The sequence below is a fragment of the Mesorhizobium sp. INR15 genome, assembly GCF_015500075.1.
In the GTDB taxonomy this organism is placed as follows: domain Bacteria; phylum Pseudomonadota; class Alphaproteobacteria; order Rhizobiales; family Rhizobiaceae; genus Mesorhizobium.
In genome coordinates this window covers 183,721-199,307 of record NZ_CP045496.1, presented here as the reverse complement: position 1 = coordinate 199,307, position 15,587 = coordinate 183,721, and the positions used below count along the sequence as shown (strand labels likewise).

The window sequence follows — 15,587 nt, the reverse complement described above, 5'->3', positions numbered from 1 at the left end:
CGGCGCGAGCAGACAATGCCTGCAAGAAGCGAAATGACGATCGACCTGATGCTGCTCGGCGTGCTGGCGGTGCTTTGGGGCGCGTCCTACACGTTCATCAAGATCGGCGTCGAGACGATCCCGCCGGTCACGTTTATTGCCGCCCGGACCTTGATCGCCGGTGGCATTCTGTTTGCCATCATCCGTTGGCGCGGGCTTGCCATGCCGCGCGATGCGGCAACCTGGCGGCGCTTCGCCTTCCAGGCCTGCCTCAACAGCGTGATACCTTTCACCCTGATTGCCGCGGCCGAGCGTTCCGTCGACGCCGGCCTCGCCACCATCCTCAATTCCACCTCGCCGATCTTCACCTTCCTGCTGACGGCGCTCATCACCCGCCACGAGCCGGTGACGGCGCGCAAGCTGGTCGGCGTCAGCGCCGGCATCATCGGCATCTGCCTTGTCATCGGCACCGAGGCGCTGGGCGGGCTTGGCCACGAATTGTGGGCGCAGCTGGCGATTGTCATCGCGACAGTCTCCTATGCCGGCGCCGCCATCTTTGGACGTGGCTTCAAAGGCCTCGATCCGATGCTGCCCGCCGCCGGCTCGATGCTTTGCGGAGCGGTCATACTGGTGCCGCTCAGCCTCGTGGTCGACCGGCCGTGGATGCTCTCGCCATCGACGGCGTCGATCCTGGCCTTGCTCGGCCTGTCGATCTTCTCGACCGCGCTGGCCTTCGTCATCTATTTTCGCCTGATCCACACGCTGGGCTCGGTCGGCACGACGTCGCAGGCCTATCTGCGCGTGCCGATCGGCGTCGGCATCGGCGCTGTCTTCCTGGGCGAAAGCCTGGGGCCGACAGCCTGGGTCGGAATGGCCTTTGTCGTGGCAGGTGTCGCCGCCATGACCATCCCGGTTCGCAAGCCGGCGCTGGCCCGATAGGCTGCACGCGCTTGTGCTTGGGGCTTGCGCTGCCTATCTCGGGAACGTCCGCCTCGTGGCGGCCCGTTCGTTCGCCTGGGATTTGACCATCGTGATCTTCAATGCCGCCCGTGCCGCTGCCCTTGAGCTGCTCTCGCCGCCGTTTCGCGCGGTTTTCATCAAGACACTGGGGTTGACCTTGCTGGCGCTGGTGGCGCTGTGGTTCGGCCTGACCAGCCTTGTCGAATGGGCGGCCTGGCCATGGCTCCACGGTTTCTTGCCCGGCCTTCCATCCTGGGCCGGATGGCTGGGCGGCATCATCGCCGCCATTGGCCTTGCCTTTGGCATGGCGCTGCTCATCGCGCCGGTGACGGCGGTTGTCGCCGGCCTGTTCCTTGACGATATCGCCGAGGTGGTCGAGCGCACGGATTATCCCGGCGATCGGCCCGGGCGTGCGATGCCGGCACTGCGCTCGCTGGTGCTGTCGATCCGGTTCCTTGGCATTGTCATCGTCGGCAACATCGTCGCGCTGCTGCTCCTGCTGGTGCCGGGCATCAACATTGCCGCCTTCTTCCTCGTCAACGGCTACCTGCTCGGACGTGAGTTCTTCGAATTCGCGGCCATGCGCTTTCGCTCCGAGGAAGAGGCCAGGGCTCTGCGCAGGGCATATGCCGGGACGGTGTTTCTCGCCGGGCTGCTGATTGCTGCCTGCCTCGCCGTGCCGCTGCTCAACCTTCTGACGCCGTTGTTCGCCGCAGCCATGATGGTGCATCTGCACAAGGCGATCTCGGCGCGTGACAAAGCCGGATTGCGTTCAGTGTAGCAGAAACCCCCGGCCCAGTTCGTCGTCTGGCTCGACGATGAATTCGGAACGCCCGGAATAATAGGCGCGGCCGCCGACGCGGGCGATGATCGCATTATGCCGGCCGGCTTTCGCCGTTGCTGCCACCGCACCGGAAAAGCGCGAGCCGGCGATGCTCTCGAATGTCCTTGTCTGGCCTGCCGCGATTTCGCCTTTGGCAAACATCGCCGCCAGCCGCGCGGTGACACCGGATCCGGTTGGTGATCGATCGACTTCTGCCTCGGCGAAGACGCAGACGTTCTTCGTCACCTCGCCGGAAAAGGCGTCGCGGCCATCGGTCAGGATCGTGCCGTAGAGAAAGGCAAGGTCGGCGTGATCGGGATGCGACAGCGGCAACTCAGCCTTGAGCCTGTCAGTCAGTGCAGTCGCCGCATCAACGAAATCGCGCACGCGGTCGCGTCCGAATTCCAGCCCGAATTGATGGCAATCGGCCAGCGCGTAGAAGGCGCCGCCATAGGCGACGTCGAAGCCGATCGTGCCATAGCCAGGCAGTTCGATTGTCTGGTCGCGGGCAAACAGGAACGCCGGCACGCTCTCGAACGACACGCCTCCTGCCTTGCCATCCCGAACCTCTACCGAGGCAACCACCAGTCCGCACGGCGCCTCGATGTTGACGATGGTGATTGGCTCCTGTTTTGTCACCAGCCCCTCGTCGACGGCATAGCGGCCGAGCGCGACGATGGCGTGGCCGCACATGGTCGAATAGCCCTCATTGTGCATGAACAGCACAGCAAGGTCGGCGCCTGGCAAGTCGGGTTCCACCAGCAGCGCGCCATACATGTCGTAATGGCCGCGCGGCTCGAACATCAGGATTTTTCGCAGGTGATCGAGATGGTCGCGCACATAAGCGCGCTTTTCCAGGATGGTCCCCTTGGGAATATCTGGATAGCCGCTGGTGACGATCCTCAGCGGCTCGCCACCGGTGTGCATGTCGGTGACGGTCAGCGTCATGCGACGGGCTTACCAAAGAGCGCCTGCAGCTTGCCGAAAGGCATCGCGGCGCGGGTGAAGCCGAAAGTGCCGTCCTGCTGGATTTCGCGGGCGGCAGTCTCCAGCATGCCGTAGGCGAAATTGGTCAGCCACGGTCCAAGCGAGATGCGCTTGACGCCGGCCATGGCAAGATCGGCGATGGTGAAGCCGGGCCTTGCCATGACATTGACCGGCTTGCTGACCGCCGAACAGATGGCGCGCACCATTTCGACATCGCCGATGCCTGGCGCATAGAGCACGTCGGCGCCGGCCTTATCGAAGGCCTGCAGCCGCTTGATCGTGTCGTCGAGGTCGGACTTGCCCCAGAGAAAATTCTCGGCTCGTGCGGTGAAGACGAAATCGCGCTTCAACGCCCGCGCCGCCTCGACCGCTGCCGCCACCCGCTCGACCGCATGCGAAAAATCATAGATCGGCTTGTCCGGGTCGCCGGTGTGATCCTCGATCGAACAGCCGGCAAGGCCGGCCGCTTCCGCCGCGAAAATGGTCTCGGCGGCACTTGCGGCGCTGTCGCCCTTGCCGCGCTCGAGATCGGCCGAGACCGGCAGGCTGGTCGCTCCGGTCAAATCGCGGCAATGATGGATCATCGCCTCGAAGGTCACCGCGCCATCGGGCAGGCCGCGCGAAAAGGCAAAGCCGGCGCTGGTCGTCGCCAATGCCGTGAAGCCGAAGGAAGCCAGCAGCTTGGCCGTGCCGATGTCCCAGGGATTGGGCATGACGAAGGTCGAGGCATGCAGGTCGCGAAAGATCTTGCCCTTGTCCATGGTAGTTCCCCCATCATGTGCACAGTGGTTGAGCGGATGCTACCGTGCCGCCCGATCTCGGGCAAACGAATGCGGTTGGCTCAGAAGCGTTTCGCGTTCTCTACTGCCAATTTTTCGAAGGCGTCTGAATCCGCGACGTAACGCGCCGCCGTCTTGTCCCAACGATAGGTGACGGAAATGTCGTTCGACACTGCTTGCGGGCGTGGTTCGTCGCATTGCTCTTCGCCCGGAACGGTCTTGTCGGTTATCGTCGCCTTGATCGCCGCATGCGGCAGGCCGTCGCTCAGAGGCTCGAAGTTCAGGTCCTGGGAGCGCCGGTAGGAACAGACATTTTCGTCGAATGTATTGATGAGGTCTATCATTTCATAACGGTCGTCGCGAGCCAGGATGAGCGGGGTCGACATGTAACCCTGGCTCGAATTGAAATGCGTGCTCGAGATCATGAGCGCGTCGTTGTCGCCAAGGGAAAGCTTGGCCGGATGACGAAAAAAAGTGAAGCGGTCCGTCGCGACATTGACGGCGTCGAGCAGTTTCGGCTTGCCGGTGAGATCGTAGAGCGCCAGCACGGCGTAACCTTCGACACTGTCGGGCGATTCGCCGAGGTCGAACAGCATGGCCAGCCGGTCCTTGCCGCCAGCCCTGACGTCGAGAACGCCGGCACTGAAAACGCTCGATGCCTCAGGCGGCGAGCTGTCATAGTCGGCACCTGCGATGTGCCGCATTTCGACCGGCGAGCCGCCTTTGTAGTAACCCTCACTGTCCGCCTTGAGGTCTGGAACGACCAGCCTGATGAGATCGGCATAGGTGGTCTTCGCGTGGCCGGTGATGGCTTCGCCGAGATCGGGCGAAACAGCGTCTTCGGCACTGGCCCCAGCCCACAGAAATGGCAACAGCAGGCAAGCAGCGACGAAGCGGCGGATAGGATTCATCTGCATGGCGCCTTTCGCTGTCGGGCGCGGGGAAAGTAGCATGCCGGCACAAGGCGTCCAGCCTGTATCGAGGCCGCAGACCCGCCTCCTGGATCAGTGGATCGGCACCAGCCCGGCCAGCTCGCGCATATCATCGAACAGGATGCCGCCGGCCTCTAGCAGGCCGTCGCGGTCGGAATTCGGATCGGCATGGTAGGAAAACACCCGCATGCCGGCGGCAACGCCTGCTTGCGTTCCGGCCACACTGTCCTCGATGACGATGCAGTCGTCCGGCGCGAAACCCATGGTTTTCGCCGCATGCAGGAACAGGTCGGGAAACGGCTTGCCGCGCCCGACCATGGTCGCGCTGAACATGGCGTGTTCGAACAGCGGCAGCAGCCCGGTCTGGCCAAGCGTGATGTGCATCTTCGAGATTCTGGCCGAGGTGGCGACGCAATAGGGGATGCCGGCTGCTCGAACGGCTTCGATGAAGTCGCGGACGTAGGGAATGGCCTCGACGCCGTGCGCGAACAGATCCGGCAGGCCGGCATTCCAGCGCTCGACGAAATCGGCGCCGAGCCTGACGTCGGTCTTTTCCTCGATTTCCTTCTGCACCGAAACCATGCTGCGGCCGGAAAAGTGCTTGCGGCAATATTCGAAGCTTGTGGGGTAACCGGCAGCGCTCAGCCATTCGGCAAGGCGCTTGTTGGCAAGGTTCTCGGTGTCGACCAGGATCCCGTCGCAGTCGAAGATCACGAGCTTTGGAAGGGACATCAGGCCGTGCCGGTCGATCCGAAGCCGCCGGAGCCGCGCGTCGTGCTGCCGGCCAATGTGCGTTCCTCGACGGTCGCCTGTGTCACCGGAGCGAACACGATCTGGGCGATCCGCATGCCGCGTGTCACCGCGAAATCCTCGTCGCCGAGATTGACGAGAAGCACCTTCACCTCGCCGCGATAGTCGCTGTCGATGGTGCCGGGTGTGTTGAGAACGGTAAGCCCATGTTTGAAGGCGAGGCCGGAGCGTGGCCGCACCTGGCCTTCCATGCCTTCGGGAATTTCCAGGATCAGGCCGGTCGGAACCAAAGCCCGTTTGCCGGGCAGGATCAGCAAGGGCCGATCGTCAGGCACCGCTGCCCGCAGGTCCATGCCGGCGGCACCGGTGCTTTCATAGGCGGGGAGGGGAAGTCCGTCTCCATGCGGCAACCTGACGAAGCCGACAGTCGGACCGATGACGGAGGAAATTTGAAGGGCTGCGCGCATAAAATCGATCCTATCGGCGCGAACGTCGATTCGGTCAACTCGGCTGCATTGCTATCAACGATTTTCTTTTGCGCCGCGCCGCCGCGCTAGCGCAGTTCCATCGGAACGACCGTAGTCTCCTTGATCTCCTCCATGACGAAGGACGCAGAGACATCCGACAGCGCCACCTTGGCGATCAGCCGCTGGTAGAGCCGGTCATAGGCCTTCACATCGGCGACGCGGGCGCGCAGCACATAGTCGAGATCGCCCGACATGCGATAGACGCCGGTGATCTCGGGAAAGCCGGTCACCGCTGCCCGGAATCTCTGCAGCCACTCCGGATCATGGTTGGACGTGCGGATCAGGATGAACACCGAGAGGCCAAGCCCGAGCTTTTCCGGGTTGACCAGCGCCACACGGCCAGTGATGACGCCATCTTCCTCGAGCCGCTTGACCCGCCGCCAGCAGGCATTGCGCGACAGCGCCACCCGCTCGGACAGCTGGTCGACCGACAGCGTGCCGTCGCGTTGCAATTCCGTCAGCAATCTCCGGTCGATTTCATCGATATCTTGCGCCATTTGGGATGTTTGTCCCACCAAAGCCCGGAACACAAGGATATTTTGAGATCGATGAACCGGCGAAGCGTGTCAGGATACTCACTATCGGAGCTTCAAGCGTTGAAGGGGACCAGCATGTCGATTTTCACCTCGCACCCAGCCAAGGTCGGTGAGACCTATTTCGGCCACATGGCCTTTGCCGCCTGGTTCTCGTCGCGGCTGCTGATGGCGGCGTCCGCCGCGCTTGTTCACGCTTTCTTGCCATTTCTGTTTGAAACTACCGCCAGCCGAATCGTTCGCGAACTCTACGAGCGGACGCACAACAGAGGCACACACACGACCCAGGGGCCCGCGGCTCTTCCGGATCGTGCCTAAGGGACGACAGAGCAATGTGCCGGTGGGCGGCCTATCTCGGTGAAGCGGTCTTTCTGGAAGACATCGTCACGGCGCCCTGTCATTCGCTGATCGCCCAGAGCCATTGCGCCCAGGAAGCGAAGTCGCCGACCAATGGCGATGGCTTCGGTCTTGCCTGGTACGGCGACCGGCCTGAGCCCGGCCTCTATCGCGATATCCTGCCGGCCTGGTCCGATCCCAATCTGAAGAGCCTGTGCCGGCAGATCAAATCCGGCCTGTTCCTTGCCCATGTCAGGGCATCGACCGGCGGTGCCACCAGCCGCATGAACTGCCACCCGTTCATTTCAGGCAACTGGTCGTTCATGCACAATGGCCAGATCGGCGGCTTCGAAAAGATCCGCCGTGCCCTGGAGAATTCGCTGTCAGACGCCGTCTTCGATCAACGCGAAGGCACCACGGATTCCGAACTGTTTTTCCTCCTGATGATCGACGAGGGCCTGGCCACCGATCCGCAAGGCGCGGTATCCCGCGCCACCAGCCGGGTGCTCGATGCCTCGCGCCGCGCCGGCCTTGATCCCGCCTTGAAACTCACTGCCGCCTTCTCGGACGGGCAGGCGCTCCATGCGGTCCGCTACGCAACAGACAACCAGGCGCCGACGCTCTACACATCCGTGTTCCGTAAGGGCGGCGGCCGCTGCATCGTCTCCGAGCCGTTCGACCGCGATGGCGGCGACTGGCAAGCCATCCCGCCGTCGAGTTTCGTCACCATGACCAAGACCGGGATGACCATCCGCCCATTCGTTCCGGCGCCGGCCAAGCTCGCGCTGGTTGGGTAGCGCTTCAGCTTCTTCCAATCTTGCGGCAAGGTCGCGTTCCTTCGCCCCCTCTGTCCTGCCGGACCTCTCCCCCCACAAGGAGTGAGATCGGATGGCGCGACGGGTTTCGCCAATCTCGGACGCTGAAAGAAATAGCGCGGCTGGTGATGCGGCCGATCTCCCCAAGTGGGGAGATGTCCGGCAGGACAGAGGGGGGCGCCGTAGGGCGCAGGCCTCAATCGGCTCCGCCGCAATTTCGATCAAGCACCGCCGTGCTTTCGATGGTGATCTTGGCTTGAAGCCGCGCGGCAATTGTCCATGTCCATCGATATGCGCGGCGTTGCGGAGTATTGATCATGGATATCGCGTTTTCCTCCATCGCCGAAATCGCGGCAGCAATTGCCAAGCGCAAGATTTCAGCAATGGAAGCACTGGATGCTCACCTTGCCCAGGTCGATGCGCATAACGACACGGTCAACGCCGTCATCTCGCTCGACCGTGAAGGAGCCCGCGATCGCGCGAGAAAGGCTGACGCGGCCCAGGCGCGCGGTGATGTTCTGGGGCCGCTGCATGGCGTGCCGTTCACGCTCAAGGATATGCATGATACGGCGGGCATGAAGACCACGGTCGGCTTCCCACCTTTCGCCGACTATGCCGCCAGGCAGGACAGTCCGGTGGTTGCAAGGTTGAAGGCCGCCGGCGGCCTGCTGTTCGCCAAGACCAATGTCGCCACCATGTTGGGCGACTGGCAGTCCAGCAATCCGCTGTTCGGCCGAACCAGCAATCCATGGAACCTTCAGCGCACGCCGGGTGGCTCCAGTGGCGGCGCGGCGGCGGCGTTATGCGCGGGCATGACGCCCTTCGAGGTCGGTACCGATATGCAGGATTCGATCCGCCTGCCTGCCGCCTTCTGTGGCGTCTACGGTCTCAAGCCAACCGAACATCGGATATCGCTGGCTGGCGCTTTTCCCGATCCGGGCGGTGCCGCGCGCAGCGTGCGGCTGATGTCCTGCCTCGGTCCGCTGGCGCGTAACGTGGAGGATCTGGCGCTTGTCTACGGGATTATCGCCGGGCCAGACGACAGCGATACCGACCTTGCGGCGGTGCCGGTCGAGAAGATGCCGAAGGTGGACCTCAAGACGTTGCGGATCGCTTTCGCCGCTTCCATCCCGGGATTCCCGGTGGCGGGCGAGATCAGTGCTGCCGTTGAAAACCTCGCCCGGCAGTTGCAGGAGGCAGGTGCGATCGTCGAACAGGCCAAACTGCCAAAACTCGATCCGCATGATGACCTGGAGCAGGGCGGTGTGCTGATCGGCATGATGATGGAGGCAGCGCAGCCCGAGGCGCCCAGGCAGCCGACCTCCGTTTCCCGTTGGTTCGAGGCGCTGGCTCGCCGCGACACGTCCATTCTTGCGTGGGACCGGTTTCTCGACGCCTATGACGCCCTGCTGTGTCCGGTTGCCATGACCACTGCCTTTCCGCATTGCGAGCCGGGAACGCCGATCAGGGTCGACGGCAAGGATGAGAGCTACCGGATGCTGCCGGCCTACGGCGCGGTGTTCAACTACAGCGGCAATCCCGCGCTTTCGATGCCATGCGGGCAGGACCGCGAAGGCCTGCCGATCGGCTTGCAGCTTGTCGGCAAGCGCTGGTCGGAATCCCGGCTTCTCGCTATCGCCCAGGCAATGGCGCCTCTGACCGGCGGCTTTGCCAGGCCTCCCGGCTATTGAGCGAAACGCGCCAGCCCATAGGGCTTGAGCAGCGGATCGCGTTCGCCATCGAGAATTTCCCTGGCGGCGAACAAGCCGACAGCCGGTGCCAGCGTGATGCCCGAATGCATGACCGCGACGTAAAGGCCGTCGGCACCCTCGGCGCGGCCGATGATCGGAAAACCGTCGATCGGCGTTGGCCGGTAGCCGACCGTGTGGAAATCCAGCTCCAGTCCGTCGGCATCGCGCAGCATGGCTTTCATCGCCGCGAACAGTGCGCCGGCTGTTGCATCGGCGTCGTCACCGGGATCGGCGCCGCCGAAATCCGCACCGGCAATGATCCGGCCTTCGGCGGTCTGGCGCATGTGGAGCCGCTCGGCCAGCACCAGTCCGTTGAGCAGTTTCTTGTAGGGGCGCGAGTGGACGATCAGGCCGGGCGGCGTCTCGATCGGCAGCTTGATCCCGGCTGTGGCGGCAATGTCGGGTGAGCCGACGCCGGCCGCGATAACCACCTCATCGGCGGACAGCAACCCATGCGAGGTGTCGACGCCGCTGATCCTGCCATCGGTCTCGACCAGCGCGGTGACTGTTGCGGCGGTGATACGCGCACCATGGCGCTCGGCATCCGCCAGCAGCGCGCGCGTCGCCGACACGGGCTCGGCAACGCCTTCTTCTGCGACATGCAATGCGAAGCCGGGAAGCCCGACGAGATTGGGTTCGATGCGCGCCGCCTGCTCGCGGTCGACACGGCTGATGCCATAACCCCATGAGGAATGCTCAGCGGCATAGGCTTCCAATTCCGCCGCCGGCATGTCCCAGCACAGGCTGCCGCACCAGGTCAGGGGAATGCCTGGCAGGTCCTTTGCCAGGCGGTTCCATTCGGCCATGGCACGCTTTCGCAATCGGAAATACGGCTCGGGATTGCCAAAGCTCGCATTGATCCAGGCAAACGAGTTCGGCGTGGCGATGCCGCCGGTCTCGCTGTCCGTGATGACGGTCACCCGTGCGCCGGCCTTGACCAGGTGCCAGGCAATCGAGGCACCGATGATGCCGGCGCCGATGACGATGACTTGCTTGGGTGTGCTCATGCTAACCTCTGCCGAATGGTGTTCACTGGTGCCACCACAGCGGACCTGTGACAAGTTCGGGCAAGGCCAATCACCCCAAAACCGTTCGACAGACCGAAAACGCGCTGCTAGAAGCCCGCGCCACAGATAGGATTTCGCAAATTGGCTGAAGACATCGAACAGGAAGTGGCGCGCCGCCGCACCTTCGCGATCATCGCGCACCCTGACGCCGGCAAGACCACGCTCACCGAAAAGCTGCTGCTGTTCGGCGGCGCCATCCAGCTTGCCGGTGAGGTCAAGGCCAAGAAGGACCGCATCCAGACCCGGTCCGACTGGATGAAGATCGAGCGCGAGCGCGGCATCTCGGTCGTCACCTCGGTGATGACTTTCGAATATGAAGGCAACGTCTTCAACCTGCTCGACACGCCCGGCCACGAGGATTTCGCCGACGATACCTACCGCACGCTGTCGGCCGTCGACTCGGCGGTGATGGTCATCGACGCCGCCAAGGGCATCGAGCCGCGCACGCTGAAACTGTTCGAGGTTTGCCGCCTGCGCGACATCCCGATCATCACCTTCATCAACAAGATGGACCGCGAAAGCCGCGATCCGTTCGAGATATTGGATGAGATCGAGCAAAAGCTGGCGCTCGACACCGCGCCCATCACCTGGCCGATCGGCCGTGGCAAGACCTTTTCCGGCACCTATCATCTCTCGCAGAACGCGGTGCGCAAGGGCGACGGCGAAAAGGAGCGCACGCCGGTCAACGGTCCCGATTCCAACCGCGTCGCCGGCCTGTTGCCGGAGAACGAGCGCGAAGCCTTCATCGAGGAGCTGGAGCTCGCGCGAGAAGCGTGCAGACCCCTTGATTTGGAAGCCTTCCGGGAAGGCCATCTGACGCCCGTCTATTTCGGTTCGGCGCTGCGTAACTATGGCGTTCGCGACCTGATCGAGGCGCTTGGCGCCTTCGGCCCGCCGCCGCGCGCGCAGGAGGCCGACACCCGCAAGGTCGAGGCGACCGAGGACAAGATGACCTCCTTCGTCTTCAAGATCCAGGCCAACATGGACCCCAACCACCGCGACCGCATTGCCTTTGTCCGCGTCTGCTCCGGCAAGCTCGAGCGCGGCATGAAGGCGAAGCTTGTGCGCACCGGCAAGCCAATGAGCCTGTCGGCGCCGCAATTCTTCTTTGCCCGCACCCGCGTGACCGCCGATGAAGCTTTCGCCGGCGACGTCGTCGGCATCCCCAACCACGGCACGCTGCGCATCGGCGACACGCTGACCGAAGGCGAGGAAATCCTGTTTCGCGGCGTGCCGAATTTCGCACCGGAAATCCTGCGCCGCGTCCGCCTTGGCGATGCCATGAAGGCCAAGAAGCTGAAGGAGGCACTGCACCAGATGGCCGAGGAAGGCGTCGTGCAGCTGTTCTCGCCGGAGGATGGCTCACCAGCCATCGTCGGTGTCGTTGGCGCGCTGCAACTCGATGTGCTGAAGGAACGGCTGAATTTCGAATATACGCTGCCGGTCGAATTCGAGATGTCGCGCTTTTCTATCTGCCGCTGGATTTCGGCCGACGACAAGCTGGAAGTCCACCGCTTCATCGAAGCGCATCGCGGCGACATCGCCCGCGATCTCGACAACGACCCGGTGTTCCTCGCCCAGCATGCCTTTTCGCTCAACTACGAAGCGGAGCGCTGGAAGGCGATCAAGTTTGCTACCATCAAGGACTATCAAGTTCGCGACCAGGCGGCCTGAGCGTCTTTCCTTCTCCCCCTGTGGGAGCAGGTGGATCGGCGCGAGCGCCGAGACGGTTGAGGGGTGCTGGAAGGAATGAGATTTTGGTGCTTTTTGGAGCACCCCTCATCCGACCGAGCTTCGCTCGGCCACCTTCTCCCACAAGGGGAGAAGGAATGGCGCCTAGAATTACCCCGTCGCGGCCTCTTCCAAATTAGCGATCTCGATCTTTTTCATCTGCATCATCGCGTTCATCACCCGTCCGGCCTTGGCTCGGTCTGGGTCCTGAAGCAGTCGTGGCAACTGTTCCGGCACGACCTGCCAGGAAACGCCGAACTTGTCCTTCAGCCATCCACAAGGTCCCGGCTCGCCGCCGCCTTCGGTCAGTTTGTTCCAGAAATGATCCACCTCGGCCTGCGTCTTGCAGTCGATCGAGAGCGACATGGCCTCGGTGAACTTGTATTGCGGGCCGCCGTTGAGCGCCTGGAACCGCACGCCGTCGAGCTCGAACGAGGCCACAAGCACTTTGCCTTCTTGAGGGTGGCCTTGCGGCCAGCGGGCGACGCTCAGCACCTTCGAGTTCTTGAAGATGGAGACATAGTGGTTCATGGCCTCTTCGGCCTCGCCGTCGAACCACAGGAAGGTGGTGATCTTTTGCATCGTCATGTCCTTATTTTCTCTGGGGTTAAGAAGGTCAGGCCGCGCCTTTTGCGGCGGCCCGCAGGGAAGCAAGATGGGCATCGAGCTGGGCGTAGCTCTCGGCCATGCCGCCCGTCATGCCGGTGCCAAGCGCACCATCGCGGGCAGCCCGCGAGGCGTAGAGCACGGTCTGTGTCAGCAAGGTCTTTCCGGTCTGTTCGGTGAAGACCACGGTTCCCACCGTCTCGCCGCCGGTCCAGTCCTCGTCGAACAGTTCGGTGGCCACGAGCCGGCTCGGACGCACGATCTCGCGGTAGGCGCCGCTCATGCCCATGACCTGGCCATCGCGGTGCTGCCACACGTAGCGCGTGGCGCCGCCCACCCTGAGGTCGATTTCACAGACGGCCAGCCGCCAGCCGTCCGGGCCATGCAGCCAGCCTTTCAGCAATTCCGGGATCGTCCAGCAGTCGAACACCATGGGGCGAGGCGCATCGAACACGCGGGTGATCTGGACCTCACGGTCGCTGGGTGTGGTCACGGTCAATGTGGCGACGGTCGAGCCGGGCAAGCTGGTGGTGCTCAAGATGATCCTCCTGATGTTTGTCCAAGGACGTTCGGCCATTTGGCGATCCGACATGGGCCGGATCTTTTTGGGCTATTGCTCGCTGGCGCCGGGATTTTTCTCGGCCTTCAAGGCGCCCAGCAAGGCGTCGAGGCGGGTAAAATTGCCTTCCCAGATCTTGCGGTAGCGCTCCAGCCAGTCATTGGCTTCGGCCAGCGGCTTCGCTTCCAGCCGGCACGGCCGGCGCTGCGCATCGCGGCCGCGCGAAATCAATCCGGCATTTTCCAGCACCTTGAGATGCTTGGAGATCGAGGGCTGGCTCATCGCGAAAGGCTCCGCCAGTTCCATCACCGAGGCATCCCCCTGGATGAGACGGGCTAGAATGGCGCGCCGCGTCGGATCGGCAAGTGCTGCGAAAGTAGCGTCCAGTTGGTTCATCGGAGTTCCATAGCCAATAAGGTATATACCCATTTGGCTATATATTGGATGACCACTCTCGTCAACCGGCGTCGCGGATTCCCTGGCGCAGTGTAAAATTGTGGCCAGACCACGCCGTGGCGTCTATAACGCCTGCGGTTCGAATTCAGCGCCGCCACGCTCCCTTGAGTGCAGCCAGCCAGCTAAGGAAAATTCATGCCTGCCTATCGCTCCCGCACCACCACCCATGGCCGCAACATGGCCGGCGCCCGCGGCCTGTGGCGCGCCACCGGCATGAAGGACAGCGACTTCGGCAAGCCGATTATCGCGGTGGTCAATTCCTTCACCCAGTTCGTGCCGGGTCACGTCCACCTGAAGGACCTTGGCCAGCTGGTCGCGCGCGAGATTGAGAAGGCCGGCGGCGTCGCCAAGGAGTTCAACACCATCGCTGTCGATGACGGCATCGCCATGGGCCACGACGGCATGCTCTATTCACTGCCGTCGCGCGAACTGATCGCCGATTCCGTCGAATACATGGTCAACGCGCATTGCGCCGACGCCATGGTCTGCATCTCCAATTGCGACAAGATCACCCCCGGCATGCTGATGGCCTCGCTGCGCCTCAACATCCCGACCGTGTTCGTTTCCGGCGGGCCGATGGAAGCCGGCAAGGTGGTGCTGGGTGGCAAGACCCAGGCGCTCGACCTGGTCGATGCCATGGTCGCCGCCGCCGATGACAAGATTTCCGACGAGGACGTCAAGATCATCGAGCGTTCGGCTTGCCCAACCTGTGGCTCCTGCTCGGGCATGTTCACCGCCAATTCGATGAACTGCCTGACCGAAGCGCTCGGCCTGTCTCTGCCCGGCAACGGCTCGACGCTGGCCACTCATGCCGACCGCAAGCGGCTGTTCGTTGAGGCAGGTCACCTGATCGTCGATCTCGCCCAGCGCTACTACGAGCAGGATGACGAGACCGCGCTGCCGCGCAACATCGCTTCCAAGGGTGCGTTCGAGAACGCCATGACGCTCGACATCGCCATGGGCGGCTCGACAAACACCGTGCTGCATATCCTGGCTGCCGCGCATGAGGGCGAGATCGACTTTGACCAGGACGACATCGACATGCTGTCGCGGCGCGTCCCTGTTCTGTGCAAGGTCGCGCCCGCCAAGTCGGACGTGCATATGGAGGACGTCCATCGTGCCGGCGGCATCATGGCGATCCTTGGCCAGCTCGACAATGCCGGGCTGCTCAACCGCGACCTGCCAACGGTTCATACCGCGACGCTGGGCGAAGCGCTCGATCATTGGGACATTTCCCGCACCACCAGCCAGAGTGTCCGCGATTTCTTCCTGGCTGCCCCCGGTGGCGTGCCGACACAGGTGGCCTTCAGCCAGGACCGCCGCTGGGACGAACTCGATCTCGACCGCGAGACCGGCGTCATCCGCTCGGCCAAGCATCCCTTCTCCAAGGATGGCGGGCTTGCCGTGCTGAAAGGCAATCTGGCGCTCGACGGCTGTATCGTGAAGACCGCCGGCGTCGATGAATCGATCCTGAAGTTCACCGGGCCGGCGCGGGTCTTCGAAAGCCAGGACGCCAGCGTCAAGGCGATCCTCTCCAACGAGATCAAGGCCGGCGACGTCGTCGTCATCCGCTACGAGGGACCGCGCGGCGGCCCCGGCATGCAGGAAATGCTCTACCCCACCAGCTATCTGAAGTCGAAAGGCCTCGGCAAAGCCTGCGCTTTGGTCACCGACGGCCGCTTCTCCGGCGGCACCTCGGGCCTGTCGATCGGCCATGCCTCGCCGGAAGCGGCGGAAGGCGGGCTGATCGGACTGGTGCAGGAAGGCGACACGATCGAGATCGATATCCCCAACCGCACCATCAACCTCGCCGTCGGTGACGCTGAACTGGCTGCTCGCCGCGTGGCGATGGAGGCCAGGGGAGCGGCCGCCTGGAAGCCCGAGGAAAAGCGCAAGCGCAAGGTGACGACGGCACTGCGCGCCTATGCCTCGATGGCAACCAGCGCCGCCAAGGGCGCGGTAAGGTACGTGCCGGAATAGGATCTTACTTCCCTTC

The 15,587-nt window shown here is 63.2% G+C and carries 17 protein-coding genes; 7 read left to right on the top strand and 10 right to left on the bottom strand.

Annotated features, from left to right (window positions below):
- Nucleotides 1-15 precede the first annotated feature (15 nt).
- Nucleotides 16-918: a DMT family transporter gene (locus GA829_RS00925; RefSeq protein WP_195176730.1), complete on the top strand. Its 903-nt coding sequence runs from the start codon at nt 16-18 to the stop codon at nt 916-918.
- 91 nt (nt 919-1,009) lie between these two features.
- Nucleotides 1,010-1,720: a sulfate transporter family protein gene (locus GA829_RS00920; RefSeq protein ID WP_195179469.1), complete on the top strand. Its 711-nt coding sequence runs from the start codon at nt 1,010-1,012 to the stop codon at nt 1,718-1,720.
- Here the strand turns inward: GA829_RS00920 and GA829_RS00915 are convergent.
- The 6 genes from GA829_RS00915 to GA829_RS00890 all read right to left on the bottom strand — a co-directional run bounded on the left by GA829_RS00915 (nt 1,712) and on the right by GA829_RS00890 (nt 6,234).
- A complete protein-coding gene (locus tag GA829_RS00915; protein ID WP_195176729.1) occupies nt 1,712-2,710 on the bottom strand; it encodes a proline racemase family protein in 999 nt (332 codons plus the stop codon). The genes GA829_RS00920 and GA829_RS00915 overlap by 9 nt on opposite strands.
- Nucleotides 2,707-3,510 (bottom strand): isocitrate lyase/PEP mutase family protein, encoded by an 804-nt coding sequence (locus tag GA829_RS00910; protein ID WP_195176728.1) that lies wholly within the window; start codon nt 3,508-3,510, stop codon nt 2,707-2,709. The genes GA829_RS00915 and GA829_RS00910 overlap by 4 nt, the downstream gene beginning before the upstream one ends.
- Nucleotides 3,511-3,590: 80 nt before the next feature.
- Nucleotides 3,591-4,445, bottom strand: coding sequence for a hypothetical protein (locus tag GA829_RS00905; protein WP_195176727.1), 855 nt, complete (start codon nt 4,443-4,445; stop codon nt 3,591-3,593).
- 87 nt (nt 4,446-4,532) lie between these two features.
- Nucleotides 4,533-5,192 carry an HAD family hydrolase gene (locus GA829_RS00900; protein ID WP_195176726.1) on the bottom strand — a complete coding sequence of 220 codons (660 nt, stop codon included), beginning with the start codon at nt 5,190-5,192 and terminating at the stop codon, nt 4,533-4,535.
- Nucleotides 5,192-5,677, bottom strand: coding sequence for a dUTP diphosphatase (gene dut / locus GA829_RS00895; RefSeq protein ID WP_195176725.1), 486 nt, complete (start codon nt 5,675-5,677; stop codon nt 5,192-5,194). Before dut ends, GA829_RS00900 begins: the two co-directional genes overlap by 1 nt.
- Before the next feature lie 86 nt (nt 5,678-5,763).
- Complete coding sequence (locus GA829_RS00890) at nt 5,764-6,234, bottom strand: Lrp/AsnC family transcriptional regulator (protein ID WP_195176724.1); 471 nt, start codon at nt 6,232-6,234, stop codon at nt 5,764-5,766.
- A 114-nt stretch (nt 6,235-6,348) separates the two neighbouring features.
- Between GA829_RS00890 and GA829_RS00885 the strand changes: the two genes are divergently transcribed.
- From GA829_RS00885 to GA829_RS00875, 3 genes are all read left to right on the top strand, one after another.
- Nucleotides 6,349-6,588, top strand: coding sequence for a DUF6356 family protein (locus GA829_RS00885; RefSeq protein WP_195176723.1), 240 nt, complete (start codon nt 6,349-6,351; stop codon nt 6,586-6,588).
- Nucleotides 6,589-6,602: 14 nt separating this feature from the next.
- On the top strand, nt 6,603-7,403 hold the full coding sequence (locus tag GA829_RS00880; RefSeq protein WP_195176722.1) for a class II glutamine amidotransferase: 801 nt from the start codon (nt 6,603-6,605) through the stop codon (nt 7,401-7,403).
- Nucleotides 7,404-7,738: 335 nt separating this feature from the next.
- Nucleotides 7,739-9,112 (top strand): amidase, encoded by a 1,374-nt coding sequence (locus GA829_RS00875; RefSeq protein ID WP_195176721.1) that lies wholly within the window; start codon nt 7,739-7,741, stop codon nt 9,110-9,112.
- Here GA829_RS00875 and GA829_RS00870 read toward each other — a convergent pair.
- On the bottom strand, nt 9,106-10,179 hold the full coding sequence (locus GA829_RS00870) for an NAD(P)/FAD-dependent oxidoreductase (RefSeq protein WP_195176720.1): 1,074 nt from the start codon (nt 10,177-10,179) through the stop codon (nt 9,106-9,108). The two genes, GA829_RS00875 and GA829_RS00870, sit on opposite strands and share 7 nt — an antisense overlap.
- A 141-nt stretch (nt 10,180-10,320) precedes the next feature.
- On the opposite strand from GA829_RS00870, the gene GA829_RS00865 reads away from it, so the two are divergent.
- Nucleotides 10,321-11,913 carry a peptide chain release factor 3 gene (locus tag GA829_RS00865; protein ID WP_195176719.1) on the top strand — a complete coding sequence of 531 codons (1,593 nt, stop codon included), beginning with the start codon at nt 10,321-10,323 and terminating at the stop codon, nt 11,911-11,913.
- A 168-nt stretch (nt 11,914-12,081) separates the two neighbouring features.
- Here the strand turns inward: GA829_RS00865 and GA829_RS00860 are convergent, their stop codons facing one another.
- From GA829_RS00860 to GA829_RS00850, 3 genes are all read right to left on the bottom strand, one after another.
- Nucleotides 12,082-12,552 carry a VOC family protein gene (locus GA829_RS00860; protein WP_195176718.1) on the bottom strand — a complete coding sequence of 157 codons (471 nt, stop codon included), beginning with the start codon at nt 12,550-12,552 and terminating at the stop codon, nt 12,082-12,084.
- Nucleotides 12,553-12,586: 34 nt separating this feature from the next.
- Nucleotides 12,587-13,114, bottom strand: coding sequence for an SRPBCC family protein (locus GA829_RS00855; protein WP_258052076.1), 528 nt, complete (start codon nt 13,112-13,114; stop codon nt 12,587-12,589).
- Nucleotides 13,115-13,186: 72 nt separating this feature from the next.
- On the bottom strand, nt 13,187-13,531 hold the full coding sequence (locus tag GA829_RS00850) for an ArsR/SmtB family transcription factor (protein ID WP_195176716.1): 345 nt from the start codon (nt 13,529-13,531) through the stop codon (nt 13,187-13,189).
- 195 nt (nt 13,532-13,726) lie between these two features.
- On the opposite strand from GA829_RS00850, the gene ilvD reads away from it, so the two are divergent.
- Nucleotides 13,727-15,571, top strand: coding sequence for a dihydroxy-acid dehydratase (gene ilvD, locus GA829_RS00845; RefSeq protein ID WP_195176715.1), 1,845 nt, complete (start codon nt 13,727-13,729; stop codon nt 15,569-15,571).
- Nucleotides 15,572-15,587: the final 16 nt, after the last annotated feature.

Bases quoted from the DNA above. Each gene is read 5' to 3' on its own strand.
- GA829_RS00880 (WP_195176722.1), top strand. From the start codon at position 6,603: ATGTGCCGGTGGGCGGCCTATCTCGGTGAAGCGGTCTTTCTGGAAGAC.
- GA829_RS00925 (WP_195176730.1), top strand. From the start codon at position 16: ATGCCTGCAAGAAGCGAAATGACGATCGACCTGATGCTGCTCGGCGTG.
- GA829_RS00875 (WP_195176721.1), top strand. From the start codon at position 7,739: ATGGATATCGCGTTTTCCTCCATCGCCGAAATCGCGGCAGCAATTGCC.
- GA829_RS00850 (WP_195176716.1), bottom strand. From the start codon at position 13,531: ATGAACCAACTGGACGCTACTTTCGCAGCACTTGCCGATCCGACGCGG.
- GA829_RS00885 (WP_195176723.1), top strand. From the start codon at position 6,349: ATGTCGATTTTCACCTCGCACCCAGCCAAGGTCGGTGAGACCTATTTC.
- GA829_RS00905 (WP_195176727.1), bottom strand. From the start codon at position 4,445: ATGCAGATGAATCCTATCCGCCGCTTCGTCGCTGCTTGCCTGCTGTTG.
- dut (WP_195176725.1), bottom strand. From the start codon at position 5,677: ATGCGCGCAGCCCTTCAAATTTCCTCCGTCATCGGTCCGACTGTCGGC.
- ilvD (WP_195176715.1), top strand. From the start codon at position 13,727: ATGCCTGCCTATCGCTCCCGCACCACCACCCATGGCCGCAACATGGCC.
- GA829_RS00910 (WP_195176728.1), bottom strand. From the start codon at position 3,510: ATGGACAAGGGCAAGATCTTTCGCGACCTGCATGCCTCGACCTTCGTC.
- GA829_RS00915 (WP_195176729.1), bottom strand. From the start codon at position 2,710: ATGACGCTGACCGTCACCGACATGCACACCGGTGGCGAGCCGCTGAGG.
- GA829_RS00890 (WP_195176724.1), bottom strand. From the start codon at position 6,234: ATGGCGCAAGATATCGATGAAATCGACCGGAGATTGCTGACGGAATTG.
- GA829_RS00900 (WP_195176726.1), bottom strand. From the start codon at position 5,192: ATGTCCCTTCCAAAGCTCGTGATCTTCGACTGCGACGGGATCCTGGTC.
- GA829_RS00860 (WP_195176718.1), bottom strand. From the start codon at position 12,552: ATGCAAAAGATCACCACCTTCCTGTGGTTCGACGGCGAGGCCGAAGAG.
- GA829_RS00870 (WP_195176720.1), bottom strand. From the start codon at position 10,179: ATGAGCACACCCAAGCAAGTCATCGTCATCGGCGCCGGCATCATCGGT.